This window comes from Klenkia sp. PcliD-1-E (assembly GCF_024124375.1).
Classification (GTDB): domain Bacteria; phylum Actinomycetota; class Actinomycetes; order Mycobacteriales; family Geodermatophilaceae; genus Klenkia.
Window position 1 is genome coordinate 26328 of record NZ_JAMXRZ010000011.1, and the last position, 25125, is coordinate 51452.

Sequence of the window (25125 nt, forward strand, 5' to 3'; positions counted from 1 at the left end):
CGGACTGCCAACTCCATCAACGCAAGCCCCCAAGCCAGCTTGATCTCCTCCTCTTCCGTCAGCGCCCCGTCCGCCATTAGGCTGACTGCGATAGGCACAATGACTACACCTTGCCGTATCACCGCAAGATGATTCGTCGCCAAGAATGGGCGCAGAGCGACCTGATGCCGCGAACCGATGTCCTCCGCGAAGGCTCCGACGCTAACGACCCAAGCCCGTGTGAACTGAACGGCGTCTGTTTTTGCGGGTTCTGGGAGGGCTACGAATCGGCCAGCACGCGCAACGTACCGAGCCCGGCGACCCTTAACTGGCTCACGCAATGCCAGCGCGGGCACAAGGCGGTAGAGACTCGCAGCCGGCCGCTTCTCATAGAACTCGCCCTCGACCTCGCGCCGGATCTGGCCATCCTCGAAGGCGGCGGCAAACTTCCGCTCCCAGTGTGGGCCATCCAGCCCCAGCACCGTGGCGCAGAAAGCGAGTGCGGCCGCCACGATCGCCAAAGCCGTCTCATTATGGAGCAGCGCGGTTAGCTGTTCTACCAATCGACAGCTCCTCGCTTCGCATCACTTGTTTGATGTATGGCGACGCCGAGCTCACAAAGTTCGTGGGCGAGGGAGTCCCTATATCTCGCCTGCTTCAACTTTGAGCGAACACTTATAGTGGGCGATCGTATGGCGAGCAGCACCAGTCGCCACGCCCGCGTCATGGGTCGCACCTCGGGCAAAGCCATTAGGATTAAGCCGCTGGCCTCTAGGCAGTGCTTCGAGAGGAGGGCGCGCCGCGGCGAGACTGGGCGCAGTGCTTCCATGACGCGACGCAGTTGGGCAACTCTGAAGCCCCACCGACCCCGACCACGCAGGATCGATTCGTACCAGATGAACGGCTCAAGAAGATGGAGAACCGTCAGCAGCCGCTCATGCTGGGCAGGGTAGGCCCGTGCAATGTCCTTCGGGCGCACGAGCCCCTCATCTATGAGGGCGCAAAGCTTGTTGTGAGAATTCACTGCGTCGTCGAAGTCTCGGCGTACTTCACGGACAACGTTATCGTCGGCCAACTCCACCGCGAAGACTCGCTGCACCATGCCGGCCGACACTTCGGACCAGTCCCTCTTGCCGCTTTCGAGCAACAGTATCCAAGCTGCCAACAGATCGTCCGCGAGCGCTCCCGGCGGCAGGGAGCCCATTGCCGCGTCTAGAACTTTCCGCCTTTGACTGCGCAGTCGATAGCGCCGGGCGCCGACTACATTTCGCCCAAGGATCAGAATCGCGAGCAAGAGTGCCAAGTTTAGCGCCCACAACCAGAGAAGCGCTCCCATTTTGATCGCTTCCTAGGCCTAGGACTCCACTAGCAGGTCGCGTAACGCAAGGTGTCCGCCGATGGCGGATCGAATCTCCTGGAGGTAGTTGGCGGCAGAGAAGGCCTGTGTGTGAGGTCCCAGGTCGGCCGCCGACGTTGAGACGCCTACCGTCTCAACAGTAACGCCGTAGGGCATGCCGAGGTTCTGGATAGCGACGGCCCCCTGATACGGGACATAGATCTGCGAGGTGATGAGCAGGACATGTGAGCCGCGCGCGTCTGGATGCTTGTCACCCCACCACGCGAAGGTGTCGGCCGTGTTCGCCCGCCGGACGTCAGGCAACCTTGACGGCGCAGCAATCACCGAGGCTGCATAGCCGGGGAAGGTCGCCACGGCCCAGTCATCATTGGCTGGCTCGACGAAGTCCGATCGTTCCACGCTCGGCTCGTCCGCGATCCCCAGGGCGAATCTGACGCCAGCTACCATCGCCTCGAATTCGTTGCTCGCATCCACACCAAGAACCGACGCAAGGGTGATCTCGTCACCTTTGAGGGGCCTGAAGCCGCCAAGCGCCACCACATCAGATAGTTCGATACCCGATTCCATCAGCTCCCGGGCGTACCTGGGACGAGTGATGCATGCCCTGATGAGTCCCCCTAGGACAAGCGCGTGGTCGTACTGCTTGCGTTTGGGAGCGCGACCACCCGATAACCCAAGGGCGGTCGCCGCTTCTATCGCTGCCTGTTCTTGAGACGAAGATAGGTGGGCCGCAGCGGCCATGTTGCGTTCTTGCCCGCCACGAAAGTCCCACCGCTCAGCGGATAGGTCGGCGTACCAGCGGTACAACGTTGCTGCATCCGCACCTCTCGGTGGCTCGGCTTGCCACGTCGATGCGAGTTCGCTCAAGGCCTTCGAGCGAATCCAATCGTCCAGTTGCCTCAGGAGGGACTCGGGTCGAGCATCTTCCGGCAGGTCAGAGTCCCATGCAGGAAGCTCCACACGATCCATCCCCGCCACCCCCACTCAACCGGATGGCGGCAATCTACCCAACGAACGGGTCGAACTCCGGCGGCGCGCGGACGAGCATTTGGCCCAGGAGGCTCGGGCACGTAGATGTCGCTGGTGCGGTGGCCCTGGGCAACTGAAGTTGGACCCGTTCTACGACGCCGTGGTGCTGTCGAGCTGGCGGTCCAACACACTTGTGCACGAGCTCACCGCCCAGCTCGCCCCAGCAACGGGCTCCTACGGCAACAACATCCTCGACTGGGCTGCGCCGGCGCTGTACTGCTGATGCGACGAGAGCGACGGACACGAACTGCACGCGGTAGAAGTCATCGCACCGCTTTGACTCTCGGATCGGGCGGGGAGCTCCACCGTCAATCTCGGCTCGCGACCGCTCCTTCACGCGGTGACATGAGGTCCGTAGGAACGAATCACTCGAGCAACCAGGCGCCGATGTCACGCCCGCCGTCAGGGACGCCAACGACGCGCTCAGAGCTCAGCCTCCGGCGACCTCGACGACGAGCGTCCTGAACACCCCTCGTGGGCCAGGCAGAGCCGAGTAGTCCGACCACGCCGTCCGGTACGTCCCGACCAGTGGCAGGGGCTCTTCCCGTCCCCGGCTAGTGCCCGAGCCGGTCAGCGGGCCCCACGCCCGGGTCCCGTGCAGGACCACTCCCTCGTGGAGGCGGAACGCGTCGGCGTTGGTGGGACGGCCGTGCAAGGGGGCGTTCCAGTAGGACGGGTCGTTGCCGACGCAGATCACCGCGCCGTTGCTGCCCGGCATCGCGGCGACGAACTTTTCGACGCGCAAGATGTCCTTCACGACGTCGTACGCTCGGACGTCCTGCGCCCCTTGGTCCTTCAGCTCGAACCGCTCCCCGGCGGATTCGCCGGCCCAGAGGCGCGTGAGGTACTTCAGCTCGACCGCGCTGCGCCGCATTCCGTCCTCACTTGTCAGGAGCAGATCGAGCCGCATCCCAGGCGCAGGCCGGGTCTCTAACCGGACGTGCACGGTTGGGTCTTGCGTTCGGACCTCCCAGGCGAACGCCTGCTGGAAGTCCGCCTCGGAGTGGAACACCGGACGGAGCGCCGCGAGCCGGGCGAGCACGGCGTTCAAGCACACGCTTCCGGCCAGCAACATCCGCCGACCATACGAGAGCGCCCGCGCTTCTGGGAGAGACACGGATCAGCCCACTGCGATCGGGTCCTCGTTGAAGACAATGCCAAGGCACTGACCCACGCCCGCCAATACCTGACCGACGGCACGAACCGGGCCACCATGGCGTACGACGCCTTCGCGCTCGATGTTGAATCTGCACGCTTTGTGACTTGGTCAGACCCCACTATGCGCGGGAAGCAAGGGGCGTCATGACGGTACCGTCCAGCCGACGGATCAGAGAGCCGCAGCTCGCACCCATGGGGATACCGGTTCGTAAGGTGGCACATCAGGAGTCAAGGCCGGAAGAACCAGGTGACCATATACGCCGTCCACGAACTCAATCCTCGACCCGTGCACAAACCGGATGACGTGCGTTGGTTCCTTTTTAAGTCCATTCAACTTTCGCCCGTCGATGGGTGGCCACAACTGCAGCACGACGCCCACAGTGACGCCTGGGTGCCATATCGGCCAGGCCGGGTGATAGATCAGAGAAACGAAGCGCTTGGCAAAGCCGAGCGAGAAGCCAAGAAAGGCGACCATGCGGCCGTCAGCCGTAATCTCCGGGAGGAAGAGCCTGGACTCCTCTCCACCCTCGCCTCCTGGATTAATGCCGTCTTGCACCCACGGTGTCAAGCCGTCCGGGACGGGCGACCCGTCGACCAGCCAAGCCCACAACTAAGGTGGCGCCTTCGTCCAAGCAGCCGGCTGGGGCAGCCCCTCATTCGAAGTCGTTTCTGGATGCACCAACAAGAGCCATGTCTTCAAGAGCCATAGCGCCGCATTCTCAAGCTCAGCCTCCGACAGAATCGGATCATCTTCGCTGAGAAGTCGCCTGCCGGCACTCCCGCCAGGATTTTCGAACCGCCGATTCAATGAGTCGTTACATGCCCTACAACACGGCAGCTTCGCTCGCTGTAATGTTCTGGCCACGACTGTTCTGCTAGGCGTGTCGGGCGTGCCCCACGTGGTCGTGAAGGGGCCAGACTCGGGCGGGAATAGCGACCGCAGTAGCGCCTGCGGCAAGACGTGCTCCCCGTCCGGAGTCGATAAACGCTGGCCACATAATGCGCAGGGGGTACGAGCACGGTCCAGTTGACTCTTGGTCCGCATTACGGGACATCCTGTATGCCGAGTAGCGGCGGGAGTCCGCCAGCCGCCGGCCCCGCAATGCCCGCCGCGTCGCTACGCATCACTCGACGATCCTCGAACCAAGGCTCGCCGTCGAAGTCGCGGGCCATGCCGGACATGGCGACAGTCACAGGATTTGGCTCCGGTAGTTGCTCCGGGACAAATTTTTCATCCTCGGGGTGGTGGTATAGCCACTCGCTCGCATTCGCGACCGTCTGCTGGTTGAAGAACCTCTCCAGTTGCGTCGTGCCGAGCTGGGTCGTGTCGGCCGCCCCCTCGTGCGTCTTCTCAACCGGGATCTTGAGCTCGATCAGTGGCTCAGGAGAGCTCATGAGTAGTCCGAACTTTCGAGTGACCGGGAAGGTGATGCCCCAGGCCGTCATGTAGCCCACCCCCGCCCCGGGCTCGTCCTGGGGATCCGGAACCAGCCCCACCGGCGCATCTGAGGTGATCAGCGAGCGCCGGTCGAACTTCACGAGCGTCCACGGCCGACCGACGATGTACTTATGGAGCTCGTCTGCAAATTCGATCATTTGCTTGATGTGCTCGACCCTGGGACGCTCGATCGGCGGCCCCTCCGGACGGGTCGCCTGTTGCCAGAGCGTTTCGACGAGCTCGTCGGTTACCTCCCCGCCCCGCTGCTCGAGTCTCCGACGGAGTCCGGGCTTGCCGCCTGCCCCTACCTGGAGGCGAAGCATCTGTCGGGCGATGTGGTCCATCGTCCGACGCTGTACTGGCACGCGAGTTGCCTGTAACGCGACGAAGTACCCGAGGGCCATGCGGTCATCCAATGGCAGGGGCCACGTGCCATCGCCAATCCTCTTGAAGACCTCCCCGGTCGCGCCCTCGACCTCGGAGAGGACTCTCTCGATGACGTCGTCACCATCCTCGTGCCCTGCTACGGCATAGAAGTCCTTGGCAACCGAGGCGTTGTTGATGGACTGAGGGAAGCGCTGCTCGCCGGGCAGCCGCACCGTCACGACACGCTCCTGCTCCGCGAACCCCCGCAGATAGAAGCGGGGCACGGTGTGATGCCGCCTGGCCACGGGGCGGCCCTTCCCCTCCATGCACCGATTGTCTCCCGCCCTACCGACAAGCCGGCCGGCTTCCACGCCTTCACGGCCAGAGCTGGAGCCCAACCTCGGCCGTGTACCGCTGTGCGGAGGTCGTCCCCTAGCGTTCCTTTGCATGCGCGCTGTGCAGATCACCCGCTTCGGCGGCCCCGAGGTCCTCGACGTCGTCGACCTCCCCGATCCCGTCCCGGCCGACGGCCAGCAGCTGTACCGGGTGCGCGCCGCGGGGGTGAACTACGCCGACACGCACCAGACCGAGGACTCCTACCTCGCCCCGCAGCAGCTGCCCCTCATCCCGGGCGCGGAGTTCGTGGGGACGGCGGAGGGTACCGACGAGCGGCGGGTGGGCCTGCTGCTCGGGGGCGGCGGCTACGCCGACACCGTCGTCACCGACCCCCGGACGACCTGGGCCCTGCCCGACGGCGTCACCGACGAGCAGGCCCTGTCGCTGGTGCTGCAGGGCACCACCGCCTGGCACCTGCTGCGCACCTCCACCCACCTGGCGGCCGGCGAGTCCGTGGTGGTCATGGCCGGCGCCGGCGGGGTGGGCACCCTCGCCGTCCAGCTGGCCAAGCGGTGGGGCGCCGGGCGGGTCATCGCGACCGCGTCGTCACCGGAGAAGCGGGCGCTGGCCGAGGAGCTGGGCGCCGACGCCATCGTCGACCCCGCACTGGCCGAGGACGACCCGAAGGCCTTCACCGCGGCGCTGCGCGAGGCCAACGACGGCAAGCGGGTGGACGTCGTCCTGGAGATGACCGGCGGGAACGTCTTCGACGGCGCGTTCTCCGCCCTCGCCCCCTTCGGCCGGATCGCCGCCTACGGCATGGCCTCCCGGCAGATGGCATCCGCCGTCGCGCCCGCCTCGCTGATGGGCACCAGCCGCGCCGTCGTCGGGTTCTGGCTGGCGCACTGCACCGCCCGGCCGGAGATGCTCGACGAGGCGATGACCGACCTGCTCGCCCTCACCGCGGCCGGTGACCTGCGCCCGGTCGTCGGCGGCCGGTACCCGATGACCGCCGTCCGCGAGGCCCACCAGGACCTGCTGTCCCGCCGCAGCACCGGGAAGCTGGTCCTCGACCCGTCTCGCTGACGTCCTCCTGCACCGACGTCCGTCCTCCTGCGCCAGATCTGGTGCAGGAGGACGGAGTTCGATCAACTCCCCTGATCGACGCTGAGGGGGCTACAGCAGGCGGTTGGTCCACAGCAGGGACAGCACGATGCCGAGGAAGGCGAACAGCACCCCGCCGCGGACGAACCACGGGCTGATGTCCTGCGGCTCGGTGGTGTACCCGATCTGGCTGCCCAGGTCGGCGTAGACCTGCTCCAGCTCCGACGCGCTCGCCGCCTCGGAGTAGCTGCCGCCGGTCTCGTCGGCGATCTGCTCCAGCGTGGCGCGGTCGACCGGCACCGGCTGGGACTGGCCCTCGATCTCCACGGTGCCGAAGTCGGTGCCGAACGCGATCGTGGAGACCGGCACCTCGGCCGCGTTGGCCGACTCGACGGCCTGCTCGGGGTCCGCGCCGACCGTGGAGAAGCCGTCCGAGAGCAGCACCACCCGCGCCGGCGGGGCGGCCTCGCCGGCGTCCTGCAGGGTGGAGGTGAAGTTCTGGATCGCGGTCAGCGAGGTCAGGATCGCGTCGCCGATCGCGGTGGCCTCGTTCAGCTGCAGGTTGTCGATGGCCACGCTGACCTGCTCGCGGTCGGTCGTCGGCGGCACCAGGGTGGTCGCCGTCCCCGAGAACGACACCAGCCCCAGGTTGATCCGGGCCGGCAGGATGTCCACGAACTCCTTCGCCGCGGTCTGCATCGCGGCGAACCGGCTGGGGTCGACATCGGTGGCCTGCATGGACAGCGACACGTCCAGCGCCAGCATCACCGTCGCCCGCTCCTGCGGCACCCGGACCTCCGTCGAGGGCTGCGCCAGCGACACGACGAACGCGCCGAGCCCGAGCACCACGAGGGCGAAGGCCAGGTGCCGGCGCCAGCCCGGCCGCCGGGGTACCAGCGACCCCAGCAGCGCGACGTTGGTGAACCGGGCGGCGTACTTCTGCCGGCGGCGCTGCAGCAGCACGTAGAACCCGGCCAGCGCCACGACGGCGAGCAGGGCCAGCAGCCACCAGGGGGCCTGGAACGTCATCGGGAGGCACCTCCGGCACCGGCGCGGCGGCGGTCGGCGACGAACCGGACGACGTCGGCCACCCAGTCGCGGTCGGTGCGCAGCCGCAGGTGGCCCGCGCCCACCCTGCGCAGCGTCGCGGCGACCTGCTCCCGCTGGGCGGCCGCACCCTCGGCGAACCGACGGCGGACCTCGTCGTTGCCCGTGGGCACCTCCAGCGTCTGGCCGGTCTCGGGGTCCACGACGGTGAGCAGGCCGACGTCGGCCAGCTCCAGCTCGCGGGGGTCGACGACCTCCACCGCCAGCAGCTCGTGCCGCTGGCCCAGGGCGCGCAGCGGGCGCTCCCAGTCGGGCTCGCCGAGGAAGTCGGACACCACGCACACCAGCCCGCGCCGGCGCGGTGGACGGCGCAGTGACTCCAGCGCCTGCGCCAGGTCGCCGCGGCGGCCACCGGAGGCGCGCGGGGTCTGCACCACCTCCCGCAGCATCCGGTCGGCGGCCAGCCGCCCGGGCAGCGCCGGGTAGCGGTCCACCCGCTCGCCGGTGGTCACCACGGCCCCCAGCCGGTTGCCGTCGCGCACGGTGAGGTGGCCGACGGCGGCGAGCCCGGCGATGGCCAGGTCCCGCTTCTCGCAGTCCGCCGTCCCGAAGTCCAGGGAGGCCGACAGGTCCAGCACGACCCAGGTCTCCAGCTCCCGGTCGGCGATGGTCTCGCGCACGTAGGGGGTCTGCGTGCGGGCCGTGGCGAACCAGTCCATCCGGCGGACGTCGTCCCCCGGGTAGTAGGGCCGCGAGTCCCCCGCCTCGGTGCCCGACCCGGGCACCAGGCCCAGGTGGTCGCCCTGCAGCAGCCCGTCCAGCCGCCGGCGGACGGTCAGCTCGAGCCGGCGCAGCAGGACGGCGGCGTCACCGCCCTCGCCGAAGCGGACGGGGTCGGGGGCCGTCACGCCGACTGCGGACCCTGCTGCTGGGGACCCTGCTGCTGCGGACCCGGCTGGCCCGGACCCTGCGACGGGCCGGAGAACTGCGGGCCGCCCCAGGGGCCCTGCGGGACCTGCGGTCCGCCGGGCGAGGCCGGGCCGAACCCGCCGGCGCGCTGGCGCGGGCTGACCTGCGGCAGCGGCACGCTCTGCACGATGCGCTTGACCACGTGGTCGGCCGGCACGCCGTCGGCCAGCGCGTCGTAGGAGAGCACCAGGCGGTGCCGCAGCACGTCGGCGGTGATGTCCAGGACGTCCTGCGGCAGCACGTAGTCCCGCCCGCGCACCAGCGCCAGGGCGCGGCTGGCCGACACCAGGCCCAGCGTGGCGCGGGGGCTGGCGCCGTAGGTCACCCAGTTCGCGACGTCGGCCATGCCGTGCTCGCGCGGCGCGCGGGTGGCCACGACCAGCCGGACGACGTAGTCGACCAGCGCGTGGTGGACGAACACCCCGGACGCGGTGCGCTGCAGGCGCCGCAGGTCCTCGATGCCCAGCACGGTCTGCGCCTGCGGGGGGTGGGCGCCCATGCGGTAGACGATCTCCCGCTCCTCCTCGGGGCTGGGGTAGTCGACCAGCACCTTCATGAGGAAGCGGTCCCGCTGGGCCTCGGGCAGCTGGTAGACGCCCTCGCTCTCGATCGGGTTCTGCGTGGCCAGCACCAGGAAGGGGTCGGGCAGCGGGTGGGTGACGCCGCCGATGGAGACCTGCCGCTCGGCCATGACCTCCAGCAGCGCCGACTGCACCTTCGCCGGGGCGCGGTTGACCTCGTCGGTCAGCACGAAGTTGGCGAAGACCGGGCCGAGCTCGATGTCGAAGGCGTCCTGGCCGGCCTTGTAGATCCGCGTGCCGATGATGTCGGCCGGGACCAGGTCGGGGGTGAACTGCAGGCGGGCGAAGGAGCCGCCGACGGCGGTGGCCAGCGTCTCGACGGCCAGGGTCTTGGCCACGCCGGGCACACCCTCCAGCAGCACGTGCCCGCGGGCGAGCAGGCCCACCAGCATCCGCTCCACCAGCCGGTCCTGGCCGACGATGACCCGCTTGACCTCGAACTGCACCCGCTCCAGGAGCGCGGCGTCGGTGGCCGGCGGGGTGTGCTGCTGCGGGGACGGGTCGGACGTGCTGGCAGCGCTGCTCACGGGGCTCCCTGGTCGGCGGTCTGGTGCACCGGGGCCGACTCGACCCCGCTGCCCAGTGTCCTACACGCAGCTGTGACCCGTGGATCCACAACAGATGTGGACTCCTGTCCCACCTGCCCCGGTGTGCGGTACGGTCGACACCGCGTCGGGCAGCTCCCCCCGTGGCTGCCCGACGCCCACACGTCGAGGGCCGGTCACCACCAGGTGACCGGCCCTCGTGCCGTCCTGCGTCAGGCGCTGGGCCGCACGGCGCCGTAGTAGTCGCCGCCGTAGCGCACCGAGCTGATCTTCACGCGCAGCCCGCGGTCGGGGGCCTCGACCATCTGCCCGCCACCGATGTACATGGCGACGTGGTAGATCGAGGTGTAGGCGCTGCCCGAGCCCCAGAACATCAGGTCGCCGGGCTGCAGGTCGTCGGCGTCGACCTGCTTGTTGCGGTTGAGCCACCACTGGTCGCGGCTGGTGCCGCCGACCCGGATGCCGGCCTGGGCGTAGGCGTACTCCATGAGCCCGGAGCAGTCGAAGCCGTAGACCGACTCGTCGGGCGAGATGCCGTAGGTCGGGCCGCTGGCGTTGCCGCCGCCCCAGGAGTAGAGGACGCCGATCTGCGAGCGGGCGGCGGCGATGGCGGTCTGCACCGCGGAACCGGAGGGGGCGCCGGCGTTGCCGCCCACCGGCGCCGGGGCCGGCGCCGGGGCCGGGGCCGGGGTGGACCCGCTACCGGAGGAGGACGGCCGGGGCGCGGTGGTCGTGCTGCCGCCGCCGGAGGAGCTGGACTGGCTGCCGCTGCGGGTCGGCACCGCCGCTGCGGCGGCGCGGGCCGCGGCGGCCTGCTGCTCGGCGACCTGGCGGGCGCCCTGCAGGCCGTAGAGGGTCTGCTGGGCCGCGGTCAGCTGGGCCTGCAGCTCGGTGGTCTGCGTGGCGAGGGTGTCGGCCTGGGCGCGGGCGGCGGTCTCCTGCGCCTGGGCGCTGGTGAGCAGCTGCTCGGCCTGGACCTGCAGGTCGTTGGCCGCAGTCAGCGCGGTGGCGGCCTGGGTCTCGGCGGCCTCGGCCTGCTGCTGCAGCCCGGTGAGCTCGGCCAGCACGTCGGTGCGGCCGGTGCCGGCGGCCTCCAGCAGCGCGGAGCGCTCGACGAACTCGCTGGGGCTGCCCGAGGTCAGCAACGAGGCGAACCCGGGGTTGGTGCTGCCGCCCATGTAGCTGGTGCGGGCGTAGTCGTCGACGGCGTCCTGGCCCTGGGCGCGGGCGACGTCGGCGGCGTCGGCGGCGGCGGTCGCGGCCGCGGCGTCGGCCTGCGCCTGCGCGGCGGCGGCCTGCTTCTCCTCGTAGTCCTGCAGCGCGATGAGGGCCTGCTGGTGCGCGGCGTCCGCGGAGGCCTGCGCGGTGGCCAGCTGCGCGGTGATCGCGCCGACGGCGGCGGCGGCCTGGTCGCGGGCGGACGCAGCCCCCGCGAGCTGGCTGTCGGTGGGGTTCTGCGGGGCGGCCTGCGCCGCCCCGGGGGCGATCCCGACGGCGAGGGCCGCGGCGAGCAGCACCCCTCCCGCCCGGACGGCGACCCGGCTCCGGACCCTGCTGGACTTCGTGCTGCGCACCGGTGTGACAACTCCCCTGCGCCCGGCGGCGGCCCGCGGCACGTCCCGCGGGACCGCGGGCGCTCATCGACCACGGGACGCCGCCGTCGAGCGGCGCCGCAGAGGGAGTCGTCGCAGGTGGACCGGCCCTTGACCGGTTCCACCCGATGGGGGGAGGCGCCCCGGGTCAGTGCACCTGGCGCTCCTGGCCGCTCCAGAAGTCCTGCCGGAGCTTGAACTTCTGGATCTTGCCGGTCGCGGTGCGCGGGATGGCGTCGCGGAACTCGACCCGCTTGGGCAGCTTGTAGCCGGCCAGCTTGGTGCGGCAGTGCGTGATGAGCTCGGCCTCGGTGACCGTCTGGCCCTCGGCCAGCACCACCAGGGCGGTGACCATCTCCCCCCACTTCTCGTCGGGGACGCCGATGACGGCGACCTCGGCGACGGCGGGGTGGCTGAACACGGCGTCCTCCACCTCGATCGAGGACACGTTCTCCCCGCCGGTGATGATCACGTCCTTCTTGCGGTCGGAGATGGTGACGTAGCCGCCCTCGTCGACCGAACCGCCGTCACCGGTGTGGAACCAGCCGCCGTCCAGGGCCTCGGCGCTGGCCTCCGGGTTGTCCCAGTAGCCGGCCAGCACGGTGTTGCCCTGCGCCAGGACCTCCCCGGACTCGCTGACCCGGATCCGGGTGCCCAGCGCCGGGACCCCGGCGCGGGACAGGTTCTTCGCCCGGTCCAGCGGGTCCAGGTGGTCGTCCTCGGCCCGGGGCCGGTTCACCGTGAGCAGCGGCGAGGTCTCGGTCAGGCCGTAGATCTGGTTGAACTCCCACCCCAGGTCGGCCTCGACCCGGGCGATCGTGCGGGAGGGCGGCGGGGCGCCGGCGACGACGATGCGCATCCGGTCCCGGCCGGGCACCGGGCCGTCGAGGTCGGCGGCGGCGTCCAGGACAGCGTTCCAGACCGCGGGCGCACCCGCGGCGAAGGTGAGCCCGTGCTGGTCGACCCGGCGCAGGATCTCGGGGCCGTCGACCTTGCGCAGCGCGACCTGCTTCACCCCGAGGCCGGCGGCGGCGTAGAGCAGACCCCAGCCGTTGCAGTGGAACATCGGCAGGGTGTGCAGGTAGGCGTCGCGGTCGGACAGCTGCATGTGCATGCCGAAGGTGACGGCGTTGATCCAGATGTTGCGGTGGGTGATCTGCACGCCCTTGGGCCGGGCCGTCGTCCCCGAGGTGTAGTTGATGGTCGCGGTGGCGTCCTCGTCGGGCTGCGACCACTCGCGCGGCGCCGTGTCGAAGTCCAGCAGCTGCTCGTACTCCTCGCCCAGCACGAGCCGGTGCGGTGCGGAGACACCCGACAGCGCCTGGTCGACCTCGGGGTCGACCATCAGCACCGACGCACCGGAGTGCTCGACGATGTAGCGCACCTCCTCCGCGGAGAGCCGGAAGTTCACCGGCACGCAGATGCGGCCGTGCGAGGGCACCGAGAGCAGCATCTCGAGCAGGCGTGCGGAGTTGTGGCTGACCACGGCCACCCGCTCGCCCTCGCCGACCCCCAGGGCGTCCAGGCCGGCGGCCAGCGCCCGGCCGCGGCGGGCCAGCTCGCGGTAGGTGACCTCGCCCAGCGACGGTGCCGGCTGGGTCGGCTCGTCGACGACGCCGACGCGGTCGCCGTAGACCAGCTCGGCGCGGTCGATGAAGTCGCGGGTGGTCAGGGGCACGCGCATGCCGGCTCCGGGGGGGTCGGGGCCGACCGCTGGGTCAGCCGCGGAGGGTGGTCGGCGTCACGCTAGCGCCGCCCCCCGACAACCGCCGTTGCACCGTGCGCGCAACCTGCTCCAGCCGCGGCACCCCCCAGCACACCCCGGCCGCGTACAGCGCACCGAGCACGGTGTCGACGACGTAGTGCTCGCCGGAGAGGACCAGGACCAGCGGCATCGCCACCGCGTAGGCCACGAGCAGCACCTGCTGCCAGCGTCGGCGGACCAGCCGCAGCGCGAACAGGCACAGCAGCACCGCGAAGGCGGTGTGCAGCGACGGGACGGCGGCCACCGGGTTCACCTGGCCCTGGCCGGCGTGCAGCAGCGCCTGTGCGCGGGGCAGGCCGAGCACCGCCCAGCCGTCGCCGCTGGTGCGGTGCACCTCGCCGATCACCTCGTGCCGGGCGGCCAGCCACGGCGGGGCCGCCGGGTAGACCACGTAGGTGACCAGCCCGGCGACCGACAGCGCGACCACCAACCGGGCGTAGCGGCCCCACCGGGCGCGGTCGCGCACCCACAGCACGGCCAGCACCAGCGGGGTGACGACGAAGTGCGAGCTGTAGACCAGCGTGACCACGACCTGCAGCCAGCCCGGTGCGGTCAGGTGGGCCTGCAGCCACACCGACGGCACGGCGCCGAACACCGCGGTGTCGACGGCCGCGGGCCCGGTCACGTGCACCGGCGCCCCGAGGGTGCCCGCGATGCCGCGACTGGCGTCGTAGGCCAGCAGCACCGCGCCGAGGGGCACCCAGTCGGCCAGCAGCCGCACCCCGCGCCGCCACCCCCGGCCGGCGCACCGGCAGGCCAGCCCGGTGAGCACCCACAGCAGCAGGCTCAGCCGGTCGGTCGGCAGGCCCTCGGCGACGCACACCGCCAGGAAGGCGACCAGGTGCGCCGCGGACAGGACGGCCCGGACGGGACGGCCCCGGTCCGCGGCGGCGACGGCCGACGCGGCGGACGTCGTCGGGGGCACCGCCGTCGTCGTCACGGCGCAGACCGTAGGGCTTCGGAACCGTTCGGTGTGGTGTTCGCCGCACCGACACCCACCGGCGGTCAGGCAAGGGTGGCCTCACGCCGCACGACGGCGCGGGGGCTGGGATGATGGCCGGTGGCAACGAGAGCGGACCAAGAGGGTGGAGCACAGTGGCAGCCAGCAAGGACAGCTTCGGGGCACGGGCGACGCTCGACGTCGACGGCACCGAGTACGACATCTTCCGGCTCGACGCGGTGGAGGGCTCGGAGAAGCTCCCCTACAGCCTGAAGGTCCTCCTCGAGAACCTGCTGCGCACCGAGGACGGCGCGGACATCACCGCCGACCACATCCGGGCGGTCGCGAACTGGGACCCGTCGGCCGAGCCCGACCAGGAGATCCAGTTCACCCCGGCCCGTGTGGTCATGCAGGACTTCACCGGCGTGCCGTGCATCGTCGACCTGGCCACCATGCGCGAGGCCATGGCCGACCTGGGCGGCGACCCGTCCCGGATCAACCCGCTCGCGCCGGCCGAGCTTGTCATCGACCACTCGGTCATCTCCGACGTGTTCGGCACCCCGGAGTCCTTCGAGCGCAACGTCGAGATCGAGTACCAGCGCAACGGCGAGCGCTACCAGTTCCTGCGCTGGGGCCAGGGCGCGTTCGACGACTTCAAGGTCGTCCCCCCGGGCACCGGCATCGTGCACCAGGTCAACATCGAGCACCTGGCCCGCGTCGTCTTCTCCCGTGACGAGTCCGGGAAGACCCTGGCCTACCCCGACACCTGCGTCGGCACCGACTCGCACACCACCATGGTCAACGGCCTGGGCGTGCTGGGCTGGGGCGTCGGCGGCATCGAGGCCGAGGCCGCGATGCTCGGCCAGCCGGTCTCCATGCTCATCCCGCGCGTGGTCGGCTTCAAGCTCTCCGGGCAGCTGCCCGACGGCGCCACCGCCACCGACCTCGTGCTGACCATCACCGAGATGCTGCGCAAGCACGGCGTCGTCGGGAAGTTCGTCGAGTTCTACGGCGCCGGCGTCTCCGCCGTCCCGCTGGCCAACCGGGCCACCATCGGCAACATGAGCCCGGAGTTCGGCTCGACCGCCGCGATCTTCCCGATCGACGGCGAGACGATCCGCTACCTGGAGCTCACCGGCCGCTCGGCCGAGCAGGTCGCCCTGGTGGAGGCCTACGCCAAGACGCAGGGGCTGTGGCACGACGAGACCCGCGAGCCGGTGTTCTCCGAGTACCTCGAGCTCGACCTGGCCTCGGTCGTGCCCTCCATCGCCGGCCCGAAGCGGCCGCAGGACCGGGTGCAGCTCTCCGACGCCCAGGCCGCCTTCCGCGCCGCGCTGCCCGACTACGCCGGCGACGGCGACGCCGACCCCGACTCGGCAGCCGCCGAGGGGTCGAAGGTCGACGAGGCGGTCGAGGAGACCTTCCCGGCCTCCGACCCGGTCTCGCCGTCCGCGGGGGCCAACGGCGACGCCGGCAAGCCGCGCACCGTCGCCCCCGACCGCGTGCCGGGCCGGGCCTCGAAGCCGACCAGGGTCGTGCTGGAGGACGGCACCGAGACCTACGTCGACCACGGGCACGTCACGATCGCCTCGATCACCTCGTGCACCAACACGTCGAACCCGTCGGTGATGATCGGGGCGGCGCTGCTGGCCAAGAACGCCGTCGAGCGTGGGCTGACCAGCAAGCCGTGGGTGAAGACCACGCTGGCGCCGGGGTCCAAGGTCGTCATGGACTACTACGAGAAGGCCCAGCTCACCCCCTACCTGGAGAAGCTCGGCTTCTACCTGGTCGGCTACGGCTGCGTGACCTGCATCGGCAACTCCGGGCCGCTGCCCCCGGCGATCAGCGAGGCGGTCAACGAGGCCGACCTGGCCGTCGTCTCGGTCCTGTCGGGCAACCGCAACTTCGAGGGCCGGATCAACCCCGACATCAAGATGAACTACCTGGCGTCCCCGCCGCTGGTCATCGCCTACGCGCTGGCCGGCTCGATGGACGTCGACCTGAACAACGACCCGCTGGGCCAGGACACCGACGGCAACGACGTGTACCTGCGCGACATCTGGCCCTCGCCGATCGACGTGCAGCGCACGATCGACGAGTCGATCACCAAGGAGATGTTCGTCGACGACTACGCCGACGTCTTCGCCGGTGACGAGCAGTGGCGCTCGCTGCCCACCCCCGAGGGCAACACCTTCGACTGGGACACCGAGAGCACCTACGTGCGCAAGCCCCCGTACTTCGACGGCATGCCGGCCGAGCCGGCCCCGGTCGAGGACATCACCGGTGCCCGCACCCTCGCGGTGCTCGGCGACTCGGTGACCACCGACCACATCTCCCCGGCCGGTTCCATCAAGGCCGACTCCCCCGCCGGGAAGTACCTGTCCGAGCACGGCATCGAGCGCCGCGACTTCAACTCCTACGGCTCGCGCCGCGGGAACCACGAGGTCATGATCCGCGGCACCTTCGCCAACATCCGGCTGCGCAACCAGCTGGTGCCCGGCACCGAGGGCGGCGTGACCAAGAACCACCTGACCGGCGAGACCACGACGATCTACGACGCCTCGCGCGCCTACATCGACGCGGGCGTGCCGCTGGTCGTCCTGGCCGGCAAGGAGTACGGCTCGGGCTCCTCGCGCGACTGGGCGGCCAAGGGCACGGCGCTGCTGGGGGTCAAGGCCGTCATCGCCGAGAGCTACGAGCGCATCCACCGGTCGAACCTGATCGGCATGGGCGTGCTGCCGCTGCAGTACCCCGAGGGCCAGGACCGGGAGTCCCTCGGCCTGACCGGCGACGAGGAGTTCACCATCACCGGCGTCACCGCGCTCAACGACGGCACCACGCCGCGCACGGTGAAGGTGAAGGCCGGCGACGTCGAGTTCGACGCGCGCGTGCGGATCGACACCCCCGGTGAGGCGAACTACTACCGCAACGGCGGGATCATGCAGTACGTGCTGCGCTCCCTCCGCGGGTCCGCCTCGGTCTGACCGGTGGACCTGGGGCTGGGCGGTCGTCGCTACCTGCTCACCGGCGCGAGCCGGGGGCTGGGGGCCGCGACCGCCCGGGCCCTGGTCGACGACGGGGCGCGGGTGCTGATCAGCTCCCGCTCCCCGGGGTCCGTCGACGCCGCCGTCGCCGAGCTCGGCGGGGCCCCCGCGGCGCACGGGCTGGCCGCCGACCTGGCCGACCCCGACGCAGCACGGCGACTGGTCGGGGCCTGCCGCACCCACCTCGGCGGGCTCGACGGCGTCCTGGTGTCCGTGGGCGGCCCGACGCCGGGTTCCCTGCTGGACACCGACGAGTCGGCCTGGCGCGACGCGGTCGAGTCCGTCCTGCTCGGCACGGTCCGGCTGGTCAAGGCCGCGGTGCCCGAGCTCGGCGAGGGGGCGGCCATCGGCCTGGTGCTGTCCACCTCGGTGCGCCAGCCCATCGGTCACCTCGCGGTCTCCAACGGGCTGCGCCCGGGCCTGGCGATGACGGCGAAGGCGCTGGCCGACGAGCTGGGGCCCCGCGGTATCCGGGTGTTCGGCCTGCTGCCGGGCACGATCGCCACCGACCGGATCACCGACATCGAGGCCGCCTCGGGCGACGCCGAGGGCATGCGGGCGCGCACCGAGTCCGGGATCCCGCTGCGGCGGGTGGGCCGGCCCGAGGAGTTCGGCCGCGTCGCCGCGTTCGTCCTGTCCCCCGCGGCCTCCTACGTCACCGGCACCATGATCGCCGTGGACGGCGGCGTGACCCGCGCGCTGTGACCGGCCCTGTCCTGGTCGCCTGCGCGCACGGCACCCGCAACCCCACCGGACGTCGGCTGGTCGCCGAGCTGGCCCTGGCCGCCCGCCGGCTGCGCCCGGGCCTGACCACCACCGCGGCGTTCGTCGACGTGCAGCCACCGACCGTCGTCGACGTCGTCGCGGGCCTGGGCGGGCCGGCCGTGGTGGTGCCGGTGCTGCTGTCCGGCGGCTACCACGTGCACGTCGACATCGCCGGCGCGGTGGCCCAGCGCGAGGACGCCGTCGCCGCCCGCCCGCTGGGCCCGGACCCCCGGCTGGCGCAGGTGCTGCACTCTCGGCTGGTCGAGGCCGGCGCCGACCCCACCGACCCCGGCACGGCGGTGGTCGTGGCGGCCGCCGGCTCCAGCGACGCCCGCGCCACCGCCGACGTCGCGCAGACGGCCGCGATGCTGCAGACGTCGTGGGCCGGTCCGGTCAGCACCGGCTACGGCTCGGCGGCGCAGCCCCCCGTGCCCGAGGCCGTGGCCGCCGCCCGGGCCGCCGGCGCCACCCGGGTGGTGGTCGCGGCCTACCTGCTGGCGCCCGGCCACTTCCGCGACAAGCTGGACGCCGCCGGCGCCGACCTGGTCACCGCTCCCCTGCTGCCCGACGACCGCATCGCCCAGGTCCTGCTCGACCGCTACGACGCCGCCCTCGCCTGACCGCCCCTGACCCGGGGCGTGGATCAGCTCCGACGGGCAGAATGCATCCTCCGCCACCGGCGTCCGCGGCGGAGGATGCACGCTGGTCGTCCCACCTGATCCACGCCGGGCGGTCGAGGGTCGGTCAGGGGCGAAGGGGTGCCAGCCGGCCACCCGCGCGGGGGCCGGCCGCGCTCAGGGGCCGGTCGCCACCGGGCGGGACGGGTCCGCGACCCACTCCGACCACGAGCCGGGCCACAGCGCCGCGTGGACACCGGCCGAGGCCAGGGCTGCGACGGTGTGCGCAGCCGTCACCCCGGAGCCGCAGTAGACCCCCACGGCGGCTCCCGCGACGCCGCGGCCGGCGAGCACCGAGGCCAGGTCGGGGCGGAACCGGCCGTCGGCGAGCAGGTCGGTGGCCGGTAGGTTCACCGCGCCGGGGACGTGCCCGGCCACCGGGTCGACCGGCTCAACCTCGCCTCGGAACCGCTCGGGGGCGCGGGCGTCGAGCAGCAGGCCACCGGCGCCGGGCAGCGCGGCCGCCTCGTCCGCCGTCAGCACCGGCATCCCGCCCGGTGCCAGGACGACGTCCCCGGGCTCGGGCTCCACCTCGCCGGTCTCCAGGGACCCTGACCAGCCGGCCAGGCCGCCGTCCAGGATCGACACGTCGACATGTCGACCCCAGCGCAGCAGCCACCACGCCCGGGCCGCGGCGATCCCCGGCCCGTCGTCGTAGACGACCACCCGCGACCCGGCCGAGACGCCCCAGCGGCGGGCGGCGGCCTGCAGGTCCTCCACCGCGGGCAGCGGGTGCCGGCCGGCCGCGGACGGCGGGGCGGCCAGCTCGGTGTCCAGGTCCACGTACACCGCGCCCGGCAGGTGGCCGGCCAGGTAGCGCTCGTGGCCGTCGGTGCGCCCCAGCGCCCAGCGGACGTCGAGCAGCACCGCGCCCGCGACGTCGTCCGGCCCGGCGAGGACCCCGGTCACGACAGCTGCCCGGCCAGCACCTCGACGACGTCGAGGGTGGTCGTGCGCGAGGCGGGGGTGGCGGCGAAGACGGCGATCTTCCACCGCCGGCCGTCCTTGACCAGCACGACCGTGTGCACGGCCAACAGGTCGGGGTGCAGCGCACCGTCGGAACCGGGCATCCCGGCGGTGGCCACCAGCACCGCGGTGTCCTCCCCCATCGCGCGCACCGACCGGACGGCGGCGACGTAGGGCGGCGGCGAGTGGTCGGCGAAGATGCGGCGCAGGTCGGCGGCGAACTGCAGCCGGCCGTGGTGCTGGGTGCCGTCGAACCCGACCACGTCGGCGTCGTCGGTGAGGGTGGCCGCCTGGCGGGCGGCGCTGTGCGCGTTCCAGCCGTCCAGGTACTCGGCGTAGACGGCGCGGATCTCCGCGTCCTCGGGGTGGGCGACGGACAACGGGACTCCCGGGGTGGTGCGGGTGGGACCCCTGTGACGGTAGTGCTCAGGCCTGCCCGGGTGCCGCCGACACGGGGCGCTGGGCGAACTGGGTGCGGTACAGGTCGGCGTAGCGGCCACCGAGCGCCAGCAGCTCGTCGTGCGTGCCGCGCTCGACCACCCGGCCCTCGTCGAGCACCAGGATGAGGTCGGCGCTGCGGATGGTGGACAGCCGGTGCGCGATGACCAGTGAGGTCCGGCCGGTGAGCGCGGTGTCCAGCGCCTTCTGCACGGCCACCTCGCTCTCGCTGTCCAGGTGCGCGGTGGCCTCGTCGAGGATGACGATGCCCGGCGCCTTGAGCAGCACCCGGGCGATGGCCAGCCGCTGCTTCTCCCCGCCCGACATCCGGTACCCGCGGTCGCCGACGACGGTGTCCAGCCCGTCGGGCAGCGAGGCGACCAGGGCGGCGATGCGGGCGCCGGTCATCGCCGTCCAGAGCTCGTCGTCGGTGGCCTCGGGCCGGGCGTAGCGCAGGTTGGCCCGGATGGTGTCGTGGAACAGGTGGGCGTCCTGGCTGACCACGCCGATCGCGGCGCGCAGCGAGTCCGCCGTCGCCCGGCGGACGTCGACCCCGCCCACCCGCACCGCACCCTCGGTGACGTCGTAGAGCCGGGGCACCAGGTTGGCGATGGTCGACTTCCCGGCGCCGGAGTGACCGACCAGGGCGACCAGCTGGCCCGGCTCGGCCCGGAAGCTGACGTCGTGCAGCACGGTGGCGGGCTCGCCGTGCTCGGGCAGCGAGAGGTCCTCCAGCGAGGCCAGCGACACCTGCTCGGCGGTCGGGTAGCGGAAGGAGACGTGGTCGAACTCGACGGAGCGGTCACCGGCCGGCACCGGCCGCGCATCGGGTGCCTCGTCGATCATCGGCGACAGGTCGAGCACCTCGAACACGCGGTCGAAGCTGACCATCGCGCTCATGACGTCGACCCGGACGTTGGACAGCGCGGTCAGCGGGCCGTAGAGCCGCGACAGCAGCAGCGCCAGCGAGACGACCGCACCCGGGGTGAGCGACCCGTCGAAGGCCAGCGTCCCGCCCAGGCCGTAGACCAGGGCGGTGGCGAGTGCGGCGACCAGGGTGAGCGCGGTGAAGAACGTGCGGCCGTACATCGCCGACAGGACGCCGATGTCGCGCACCCGGGCAGCGCGGGAACGGAAGGACTCGACCTCGGCCTCGGGCCGGCCGAACAGCTTGACCAGCAGCGCGCCGGCCACGTTGAACCGCTCGGTCATGGTGGCGTTCATCGAGGCGTTGAGCCCGTAGGACTCCCGGGTGATCTCCTGCAGCTTCTTCCCGATGCGCTTGGCCGGCAGCACGAACAGCGGCACCAGCACCACCGACAGCAGCGTGATCTGCCAGGACAGGGTCAGCATCACCGCGCCGGTGAGCACCAGCCCGATGACGTTGGAGACCACCCCGGACAGCGTCGAGGTGAAGGCCTGCTGCGCGCCGATGACGTCGTTGTTGAGCCGGCTGACCAGCGCACCGGTCTGGGTGCGGGTGAAGAAGGCGACGGGCATCCGCTGCACGTGGGCGAAGACGCGGGCCCGCAGGTCGTAGATGACGCCCTCGCCGATGCGCGAGGAGTACCAGCGCTGGGCCAGCGAGCTGCCGGCGTCGACGAGGGCGAGCCCGGCGATGAGCAGCGCGATCCGCACGATGTCCCCGGCGGTGCCGGTCAGCCCGGCGATCCGGTTGACGATGTCCCCGGCCAGCAGCGGGGTGGCCACGCCGATGACCGCGGACAGCACGACGAGGGCGAGGAAGGACGCCAGGTCGCGCCGGTAGGGACCGGCGACGCCGAGGATCCGCCGGACGGTCCCCTTCGGGATCTCCCGGGCGGGCGTCGCCTCGCGGCGGAAGGACCGCATCGCGGCCATCGAGGTCATCGGTCCGTCCACGACGGGCTCAACCCCGGGCCGAGGAGGCCTGTTCCGCCAGTGCGTGCAGCCGCCGGTACTGCGCCGCCCGCTCGGCGGCGTCCTGCCCGTCCTCGTCGGCGGCCGCGGCGCGGCGCACCAGGGCGGCGGTCTCGCGGCTGGCGTCGACGTCCGGCCCGAGGACGGCGGCGACGAGCTGCTCGACCGCGCCGTCGAGCGCGGACGCCGGGACGACGACGTTCGCCAGGCCCGCGGTGTACGCCTCGGCGGCCCCCACCCGGCGCCCGGTCAGGCACATCTCCAGCGCCCGGCTGTAGCCGACCGCCTGCACCAGGGTGGAGGTGCCGGTCAGGTCGGGGACCAGGCCCAGCGTGGCCTCGGGCAGGGCGAAGGTGGCCTCCTCGGCGCAGACCCGCAGGTCGCAGGCGAGCGCGAGCTGGGCGCCGGCGCCGATGGCGTGGCCCTGCACGACGGCGACGGAGACGATGCCCGGCCGCCGGAGCCAGCGGAATCCGGCCTGGTAACCGCGGATGCGCTCCTGCGCGCCGTGGGCACCGAGCCCGGCGAGCTCGCCGAGCCCGCCGGGGGTGCCCGGGTCGGCGGCGAACAGCGACCGGTCCAGGCCCGCGGAGAACGCCCGCCCGGCGCCGCGGACCACCACGACCCGCACCTCGTCCGGCAGCGCGGCCCCGATCTCGGCGAGGGTGGTCCAGGTGGCGGGGACCTGGGCGTTCAGCTGGTCGGCCCGGTCCAGCAGGACGGTGAGGACCGGGCCGTCCAGCGAGGTGGTGACCCAGCCGCGCGCCGGGTCACCGCTCACTTCTTGTCCGCGGCCGGCCGGTTGGCCCCGCCCCGGCTGCGCAGGGTCGCCCCCGACTCGCTGAGCAGCCGGTGCACGAAGCCGTACGAGCGGCCGGTGTCGGCGGCGAGCACCCGGATGCTCTCCCCGGCGTCGTAGCGCTTGCGCAGGTTACCGGCCAGCGAGTTCCGGTCGTCACCGGTGATCCGCTTGCCCTTGGTCAGCCCGGCGGCGTCCCCGGTGCCCGAGGTGTCCGCTGCGTTCGAGTCGGCCATGACTCCCTCCCCGCCAGCGTCCCGGTCACGCCGGGTCCCCCACTGGTCGCCTGGCCGCCGTCCCTGTGACGCCGGTCCCGCTCGAATGATCACCCCCCGCACGGGTGGGCGCGCGCTGGAACTACGCGAGCTCGACGAGCTCGGCGAAGTCGGGCGACCAGGTGTCCTCGGTGCCGTCGGGCAGCAGGATGACCTTGTCCGGGTCGAGGGCGGTGACGGCGCCCTCGTCGTGGGTGACCAGCACGATCGCGCCCTGGTAGGTGCGCAGCGCCTCGAGCACCTGCTCGCGGCTGGCGGGGTCGAGGTTGTTGGTGGGCTCGTCCAGCAGCAGCACGTTCGCCGCCGAGCAGACCAGCGCGGCCATCGCCAGCCGGGTCTTCTCACCGCCGGACAGCGTGCCGGCCCGCTGGTCGACCGCGTCGCCGGAGAACAGGAACGCACCGAGGATGCGGCGCAGCTCCGTGTCGGTCTGCTCCGGGGCCGCGGCGCGCATGACCTCGAGCAGCGAACGGTCCATGTCGATGGTCTCGTGCTCCTGGGCGTAGTAGCCCAGCCGCAGGCCGTGGCCGGCCTTGACCTCGCCGGTGTCGGGGGTCTCGGTGCCGGCCAGCATCCGCAGCAGGGTGGTCTTGCCCGCACCGTTGAGGCCGAGGACGACGACCCGGGTGCCGCGGTCGACGGCCAGGTCGACGCCGGTGAAGATCTCCAGCGACCCGTAGCTCTTGCTCAACCGCTCGGCGGTCAGCGGGGTCTTGCCGCAGGGCGCAGGCGTCGGGAAGCGCAGCTTGGCGACCCGGTCCTGCACACGCACCTGCTCCAGACCGGCGGCCAGCCGGGCGGCGCGCTTGTCCATCGACTGCGCGGCCTTGGCCTTGGTGGCCTTGGCGCGCATCTTGTCGGCCTGCGCGGTGAGCGCGCCGATCTTCTTCTCGGCGTTGGCGCGCTCGCTGCGACGCCGGCGCTCGTCGGTCTCCCGGGCCTCCAGGTAGCGCTTCCAGCCCAGGTTGTAGACGTCGACGGTGGCCCGGTTGGCGTCCAGGTGCCACACCTTGTTGACGACGGCGGCCAGCAGCTCGACGTCGTGGCTGATGACCACCAGGCCGCTGCGGTGGCTGGCCAGGAACGTCTTCAGCCAGGCGATCGAGTCGGCGTCCAGGTGGTTGGTGGGCTCGTCGAGCAGCAGGGTGTCGGCGTCGGAGAACAGGATGCGGGCCAGCTCCACGCGGCGCCGCTGACCACCGGACAGCGTCGACAGCGGCTGGGCGAGCACCCGGTCGGGCAGGCCGAGGTTGGTGCAGATGCGGGCGGCGTCGGACTCCGCGGCGTACCCGCCCATGGCGGCGAACTGGTCCTCCAGGCGGCCGTACCGGCGGACGGCGCGGTCGCGCTCGGCGTCGTCGGCGGGCTCGGCCATGGCGATCTGGGCCTTGGTCAGCTTGGCCTTGAGCTCGTCGAGGCCGCGACCGGACAGCACCCGGTCGCTGGCGGTGATCGACAGGTCGCCGCTGCGGGGGTCCTGCGGCAGGTAGCCGAGCTCGCCGGTCTGCTCGACCTTCCCGGCGTGCGGCACCCGCTCGCCGGCGAGGGTGGTCAGCGTGGTGGTCTTGCCGGCACCGTTGCGCCCGACCAGTCCGATCCGGTCACCGGGCTGCACGCGCAGGTCGGCCTCGCTGATCAGGATGCGGGCGCCCGCGCGCAGCTCGAGCCCGGTGGTCGTGATCACTGGTCCCAGGGTACCGCCGGGACGGCCCGGTTCCGAGCGCACCGCCGGTGACCTGGGTAGCACTACCCAGGGAAGGTCAGGTGGTGCGGCGGAGGGCGAGGGCCCTGCGCGCGGCGAACCTCGACGACATGACTGCTCCGACCGCCCCGTGGGTGCTGCGCTGCCCGGTCTGCTCGACACCGGTCCCCGACCGGGCCCACCCGGGTACGGCGTGCGCCGGCTGCGGGTTGCCGGCCGCCGGGCACGCGGGTGTCGTGGTGGGCCGGATCGGCGCCACGCTCGCCGAGCTGCACCGCGACCGCGACGCCCTGCTGGCCACCCTCCGGGCGCACGCCACCGCGCCGGGCCGCTCCCCCGGCGTCGCCTCCACCC

At 71.8% G+C, this 25125-nt stretch carries 22 protein-coding genes; 7 read left to right on the forward strand and 15 right to left on the reverse strand.

Annotated features, from left to right (window positions below; all coding sequences use genetic code 11):
• Positions 1–110: 110 nt before the first annotated feature.
• Positions 111–530, forward strand: coding sequence for a hypothetical protein (locus NH342_RS04155; protein ID WP_253011615.1), 420 nt, complete (start codon positions 111–113; stop codon positions 528–530).
• 803 nt (positions 531–1333) lie between these two features.
• On the opposite strand, the gene NH342_RS04160 is transcribed toward NH342_RS04155, so the two are convergent.
• Positions 1334–2077, reverse strand: coding sequence for a hypothetical protein (locus NH342_RS04160; protein WP_253011619.1), 744 nt, complete (start codon positions 2075–2077; stop codon positions 1334–1336).
• A 367-nt stretch (positions 2078–2444) separates the two neighbouring features.
• Between NH342_RS04160 and NH342_RS04165 the strand changes: the two genes are divergently transcribed.
• On the forward strand, positions 2445–2588 hold the full coding sequence (locus tag NH342_RS04165; protein ID WP_253011622.1) for a hypothetical protein: 144 nt from the start codon (positions 2445–2447) through the stop codon (positions 2586–2588).
• A 207-nt stretch (positions 2589–2795) separates the two neighbouring features.
• Here NH342_RS04165 and NH342_RS04170 read toward each other — a convergent pair whose 3' ends face one another.
• Positions 2796–3440 carry a hypothetical protein gene (locus NH342_RS04170; RefSeq protein ID WP_253011625.1) on the reverse strand — a complete coding sequence of 215 codons (645 nt, stop codon included), beginning with the start codon at positions 3438–3440 and terminating at the stop codon, positions 2796–2798.
• 1127 nt (positions 3441–4567) lie between these two features.
• Positions 4568–5611 carry a DUF4238 domain-containing protein gene (locus NH342_RS04175; RefSeq protein ID WP_253011627.1) on the reverse strand — a complete coding sequence of 348 codons (1044 nt, stop codon included), beginning with the start codon at positions 5609–5611 and terminating at the stop codon, positions 4568–4570.
• Between the two features lie 163 nt (positions 5612–5774).
• Between NH342_RS04175 and NH342_RS04180 the strand changes: the two genes are divergently transcribed.
• Complete coding sequence (locus tag NH342_RS04180; protein WP_253011629.1) at positions 5775–6749, forward strand: zinc-binding dehydrogenase; 975 nt, start codon at positions 5775–5777, stop codon at positions 6747–6749.
• A gap of 90 nt (positions 6750–6839) precedes the next feature.
• Here the strand turns inward: NH342_RS04180 and NH342_RS04185 are convergent, their stop codons facing one another.
• The 6 genes from NH342_RS04185 to NH342_RS04210 all read right to left on the reverse strand — a co-directional run bounded on the left by NH342_RS04185 (position 6840) and on the right by NH342_RS04210 (position 14206).
• Positions 6840–7796, reverse strand: coding sequence for a VWA domain-containing protein (locus tag NH342_RS04185; RefSeq protein WP_253011633.1), 957 nt, complete (start codon positions 7794–7796; stop codon positions 6840–6842).
• A complete protein-coding gene (locus NH342_RS04190) occupies positions 7793–8722 on the reverse strand; it encodes a DUF58 domain-containing protein (protein ID WP_253011636.1) in 930 nt (309 codons plus the stop codon). Before NH342_RS04190 ends, NH342_RS04185 begins: the two co-directional genes overlap by 4 nt.
• A complete protein-coding gene (locus tag NH342_RS04195) occupies positions 8719–9891 on the reverse strand; it encodes a MoxR family ATPase (RefSeq protein ID WP_253011639.1) in 1173 nt (390 codons plus the stop codon). Before NH342_RS04195 ends, NH342_RS04190 begins: the two co-directional genes overlap by 4 nt.
• A gap of 230 nt (positions 9892–10121) precedes the next feature.
• Positions 10122–11483, reverse strand: a complete 1362-nt coding sequence (locus tag NH342_RS04200; RefSeq protein WP_253011642.1) for a C40 family peptidase — start codon at positions 11481–11483, stop codon at positions 10122–10124.
• 166 nt (positions 11484–11649) lie between these two features.
• Positions 11650–13185 (reverse strand): AMP-binding protein, encoded by a 1536-nt coding sequence (locus NH342_RS04205; protein WP_253011645.1) that lies wholly within the window; start codon positions 13183–13185, stop codon positions 11650–11652.
• A 34-nt stretch (positions 13186–13219) separates the two neighbouring features.
• Positions 13220–14206 carry a phosphatase PAP2 family protein gene (locus tag NH342_RS04210; RefSeq protein ID WP_253011648.1) on the reverse strand — a complete coding sequence of 329 codons (987 nt, stop codon included), beginning with the start codon at positions 14204–14206 and terminating at the stop codon, positions 13220–13222.
• A gap of 155 nt (positions 14207–14361) precedes the next feature.
• Here NH342_RS04210 and NH342_RS04215 point away from each other — a divergent pair, with 155 nt between their 5' ends.
• Genes NH342_RS04215 through NH342_RS23855 form a run of 3 tightly spaced genes read left to right on the forward strand, consistent with a single transcriptional unit; the run spans position 14362 to position 18635 of the window.
• Entirely contained in the window at positions 14362–17190 is a 2829-nt protein-coding gene (locus NH342_RS04215; RefSeq protein ID WP_253011650.1) for an aconitate hydratase, read from the forward strand.
• Between the two features lie 3 nt (positions 17191–17193).
• Positions 17194–17955 (forward strand): SDR family oxidoreductase, encoded by a 762-nt coding sequence (locus tag NH342_RS04220; protein ID WP_253011653.1) that lies wholly within the window; start codon positions 17194–17196, stop codon positions 17953–17955.
• Positions 17952–18635, forward strand: coding sequence for a sirohydrochlorin chelatase (locus NH342_RS23855; protein ID WP_308200608.1), 684 nt, complete (start codon positions 17952–17954; stop codon positions 18633–18635). The genes NH342_RS04220 and NH342_RS23855 overlap by 4 nt, the downstream gene beginning before the upstream one ends.
• A gap of 174 nt (positions 18636–18809) precedes the next feature.
• On the opposite strand, the gene NH342_RS04235 is transcribed toward NH342_RS23855, so the two are convergent.
• From NH342_RS04235 to NH342_RS04260, 6 genes are all read right to left on the reverse strand, one after another.
• Entirely contained in the window at positions 18810–19601 is a 792-nt protein-coding gene (locus NH342_RS04235) for a sulfurtransferase (RefSeq protein WP_253011656.1), read from the reverse strand.
• Positions 19598–20038, reverse strand: coding sequence for an SgcJ/EcaC family oxidoreductase (locus NH342_RS04240; RefSeq protein WP_253011659.1), 441 nt, complete (start codon positions 20036–20038; stop codon positions 19598–19600). The genes NH342_RS04235 and NH342_RS04240 overlap by 4 nt, the downstream gene beginning before the upstream one ends.
• 46 nt (positions 20039–20084) lie before the next feature.
• Positions 20085–21965: an ABC transporter ATP-binding protein gene (locus NH342_RS04245; RefSeq protein ID WP_253011661.1), complete on the reverse strand. Its 1881-nt coding sequence runs from the start codon at positions 21963–21965 to the stop codon at positions 20085–20087.
• 19 nt (positions 21966–21984) lie between these two features.
• Positions 21985–22776, reverse strand: coding sequence for an enoyl-CoA hydratase/isomerase family protein (locus tag NH342_RS04250; RefSeq protein WP_253011662.1), 792 nt, complete (start codon positions 22774–22776; stop codon positions 21985–21987).
• The gene (locus NH342_RS04255) at positions 22773–23030 is read right to left on the reverse strand and encodes a helix-turn-helix domain-containing protein (RefSeq protein WP_253011665.1); all 258 of its coding nucleotides are present in this window, start codon (positions 23028–23030) and stop codon (positions 22773–22775) included. Before NH342_RS04255 ends, NH342_RS04250 begins: the two co-directional genes overlap by 4 nt.
• Positions 23031–23151: 121 nt before the next feature.
• On the reverse strand, positions 23152–24753 hold the full coding sequence (locus NH342_RS04260; RefSeq protein WP_253011668.1) for an ABC-F family ATP-binding cassette domain-containing protein: 1602 nt from the start codon (positions 24751–24753) through the stop codon (positions 23152–23154).
• A gap of 128 nt (positions 24754–24881) precedes the next feature.
• Between NH342_RS04260 and NH342_RS04265 the strand changes: the two genes are divergently transcribed.
• The coding region (locus tag NH342_RS04265; RefSeq protein ID WP_253011671.1) for a hypothetical protein at positions 24882–25125 on the forward strand (244 nt) is incomplete at its 3' end.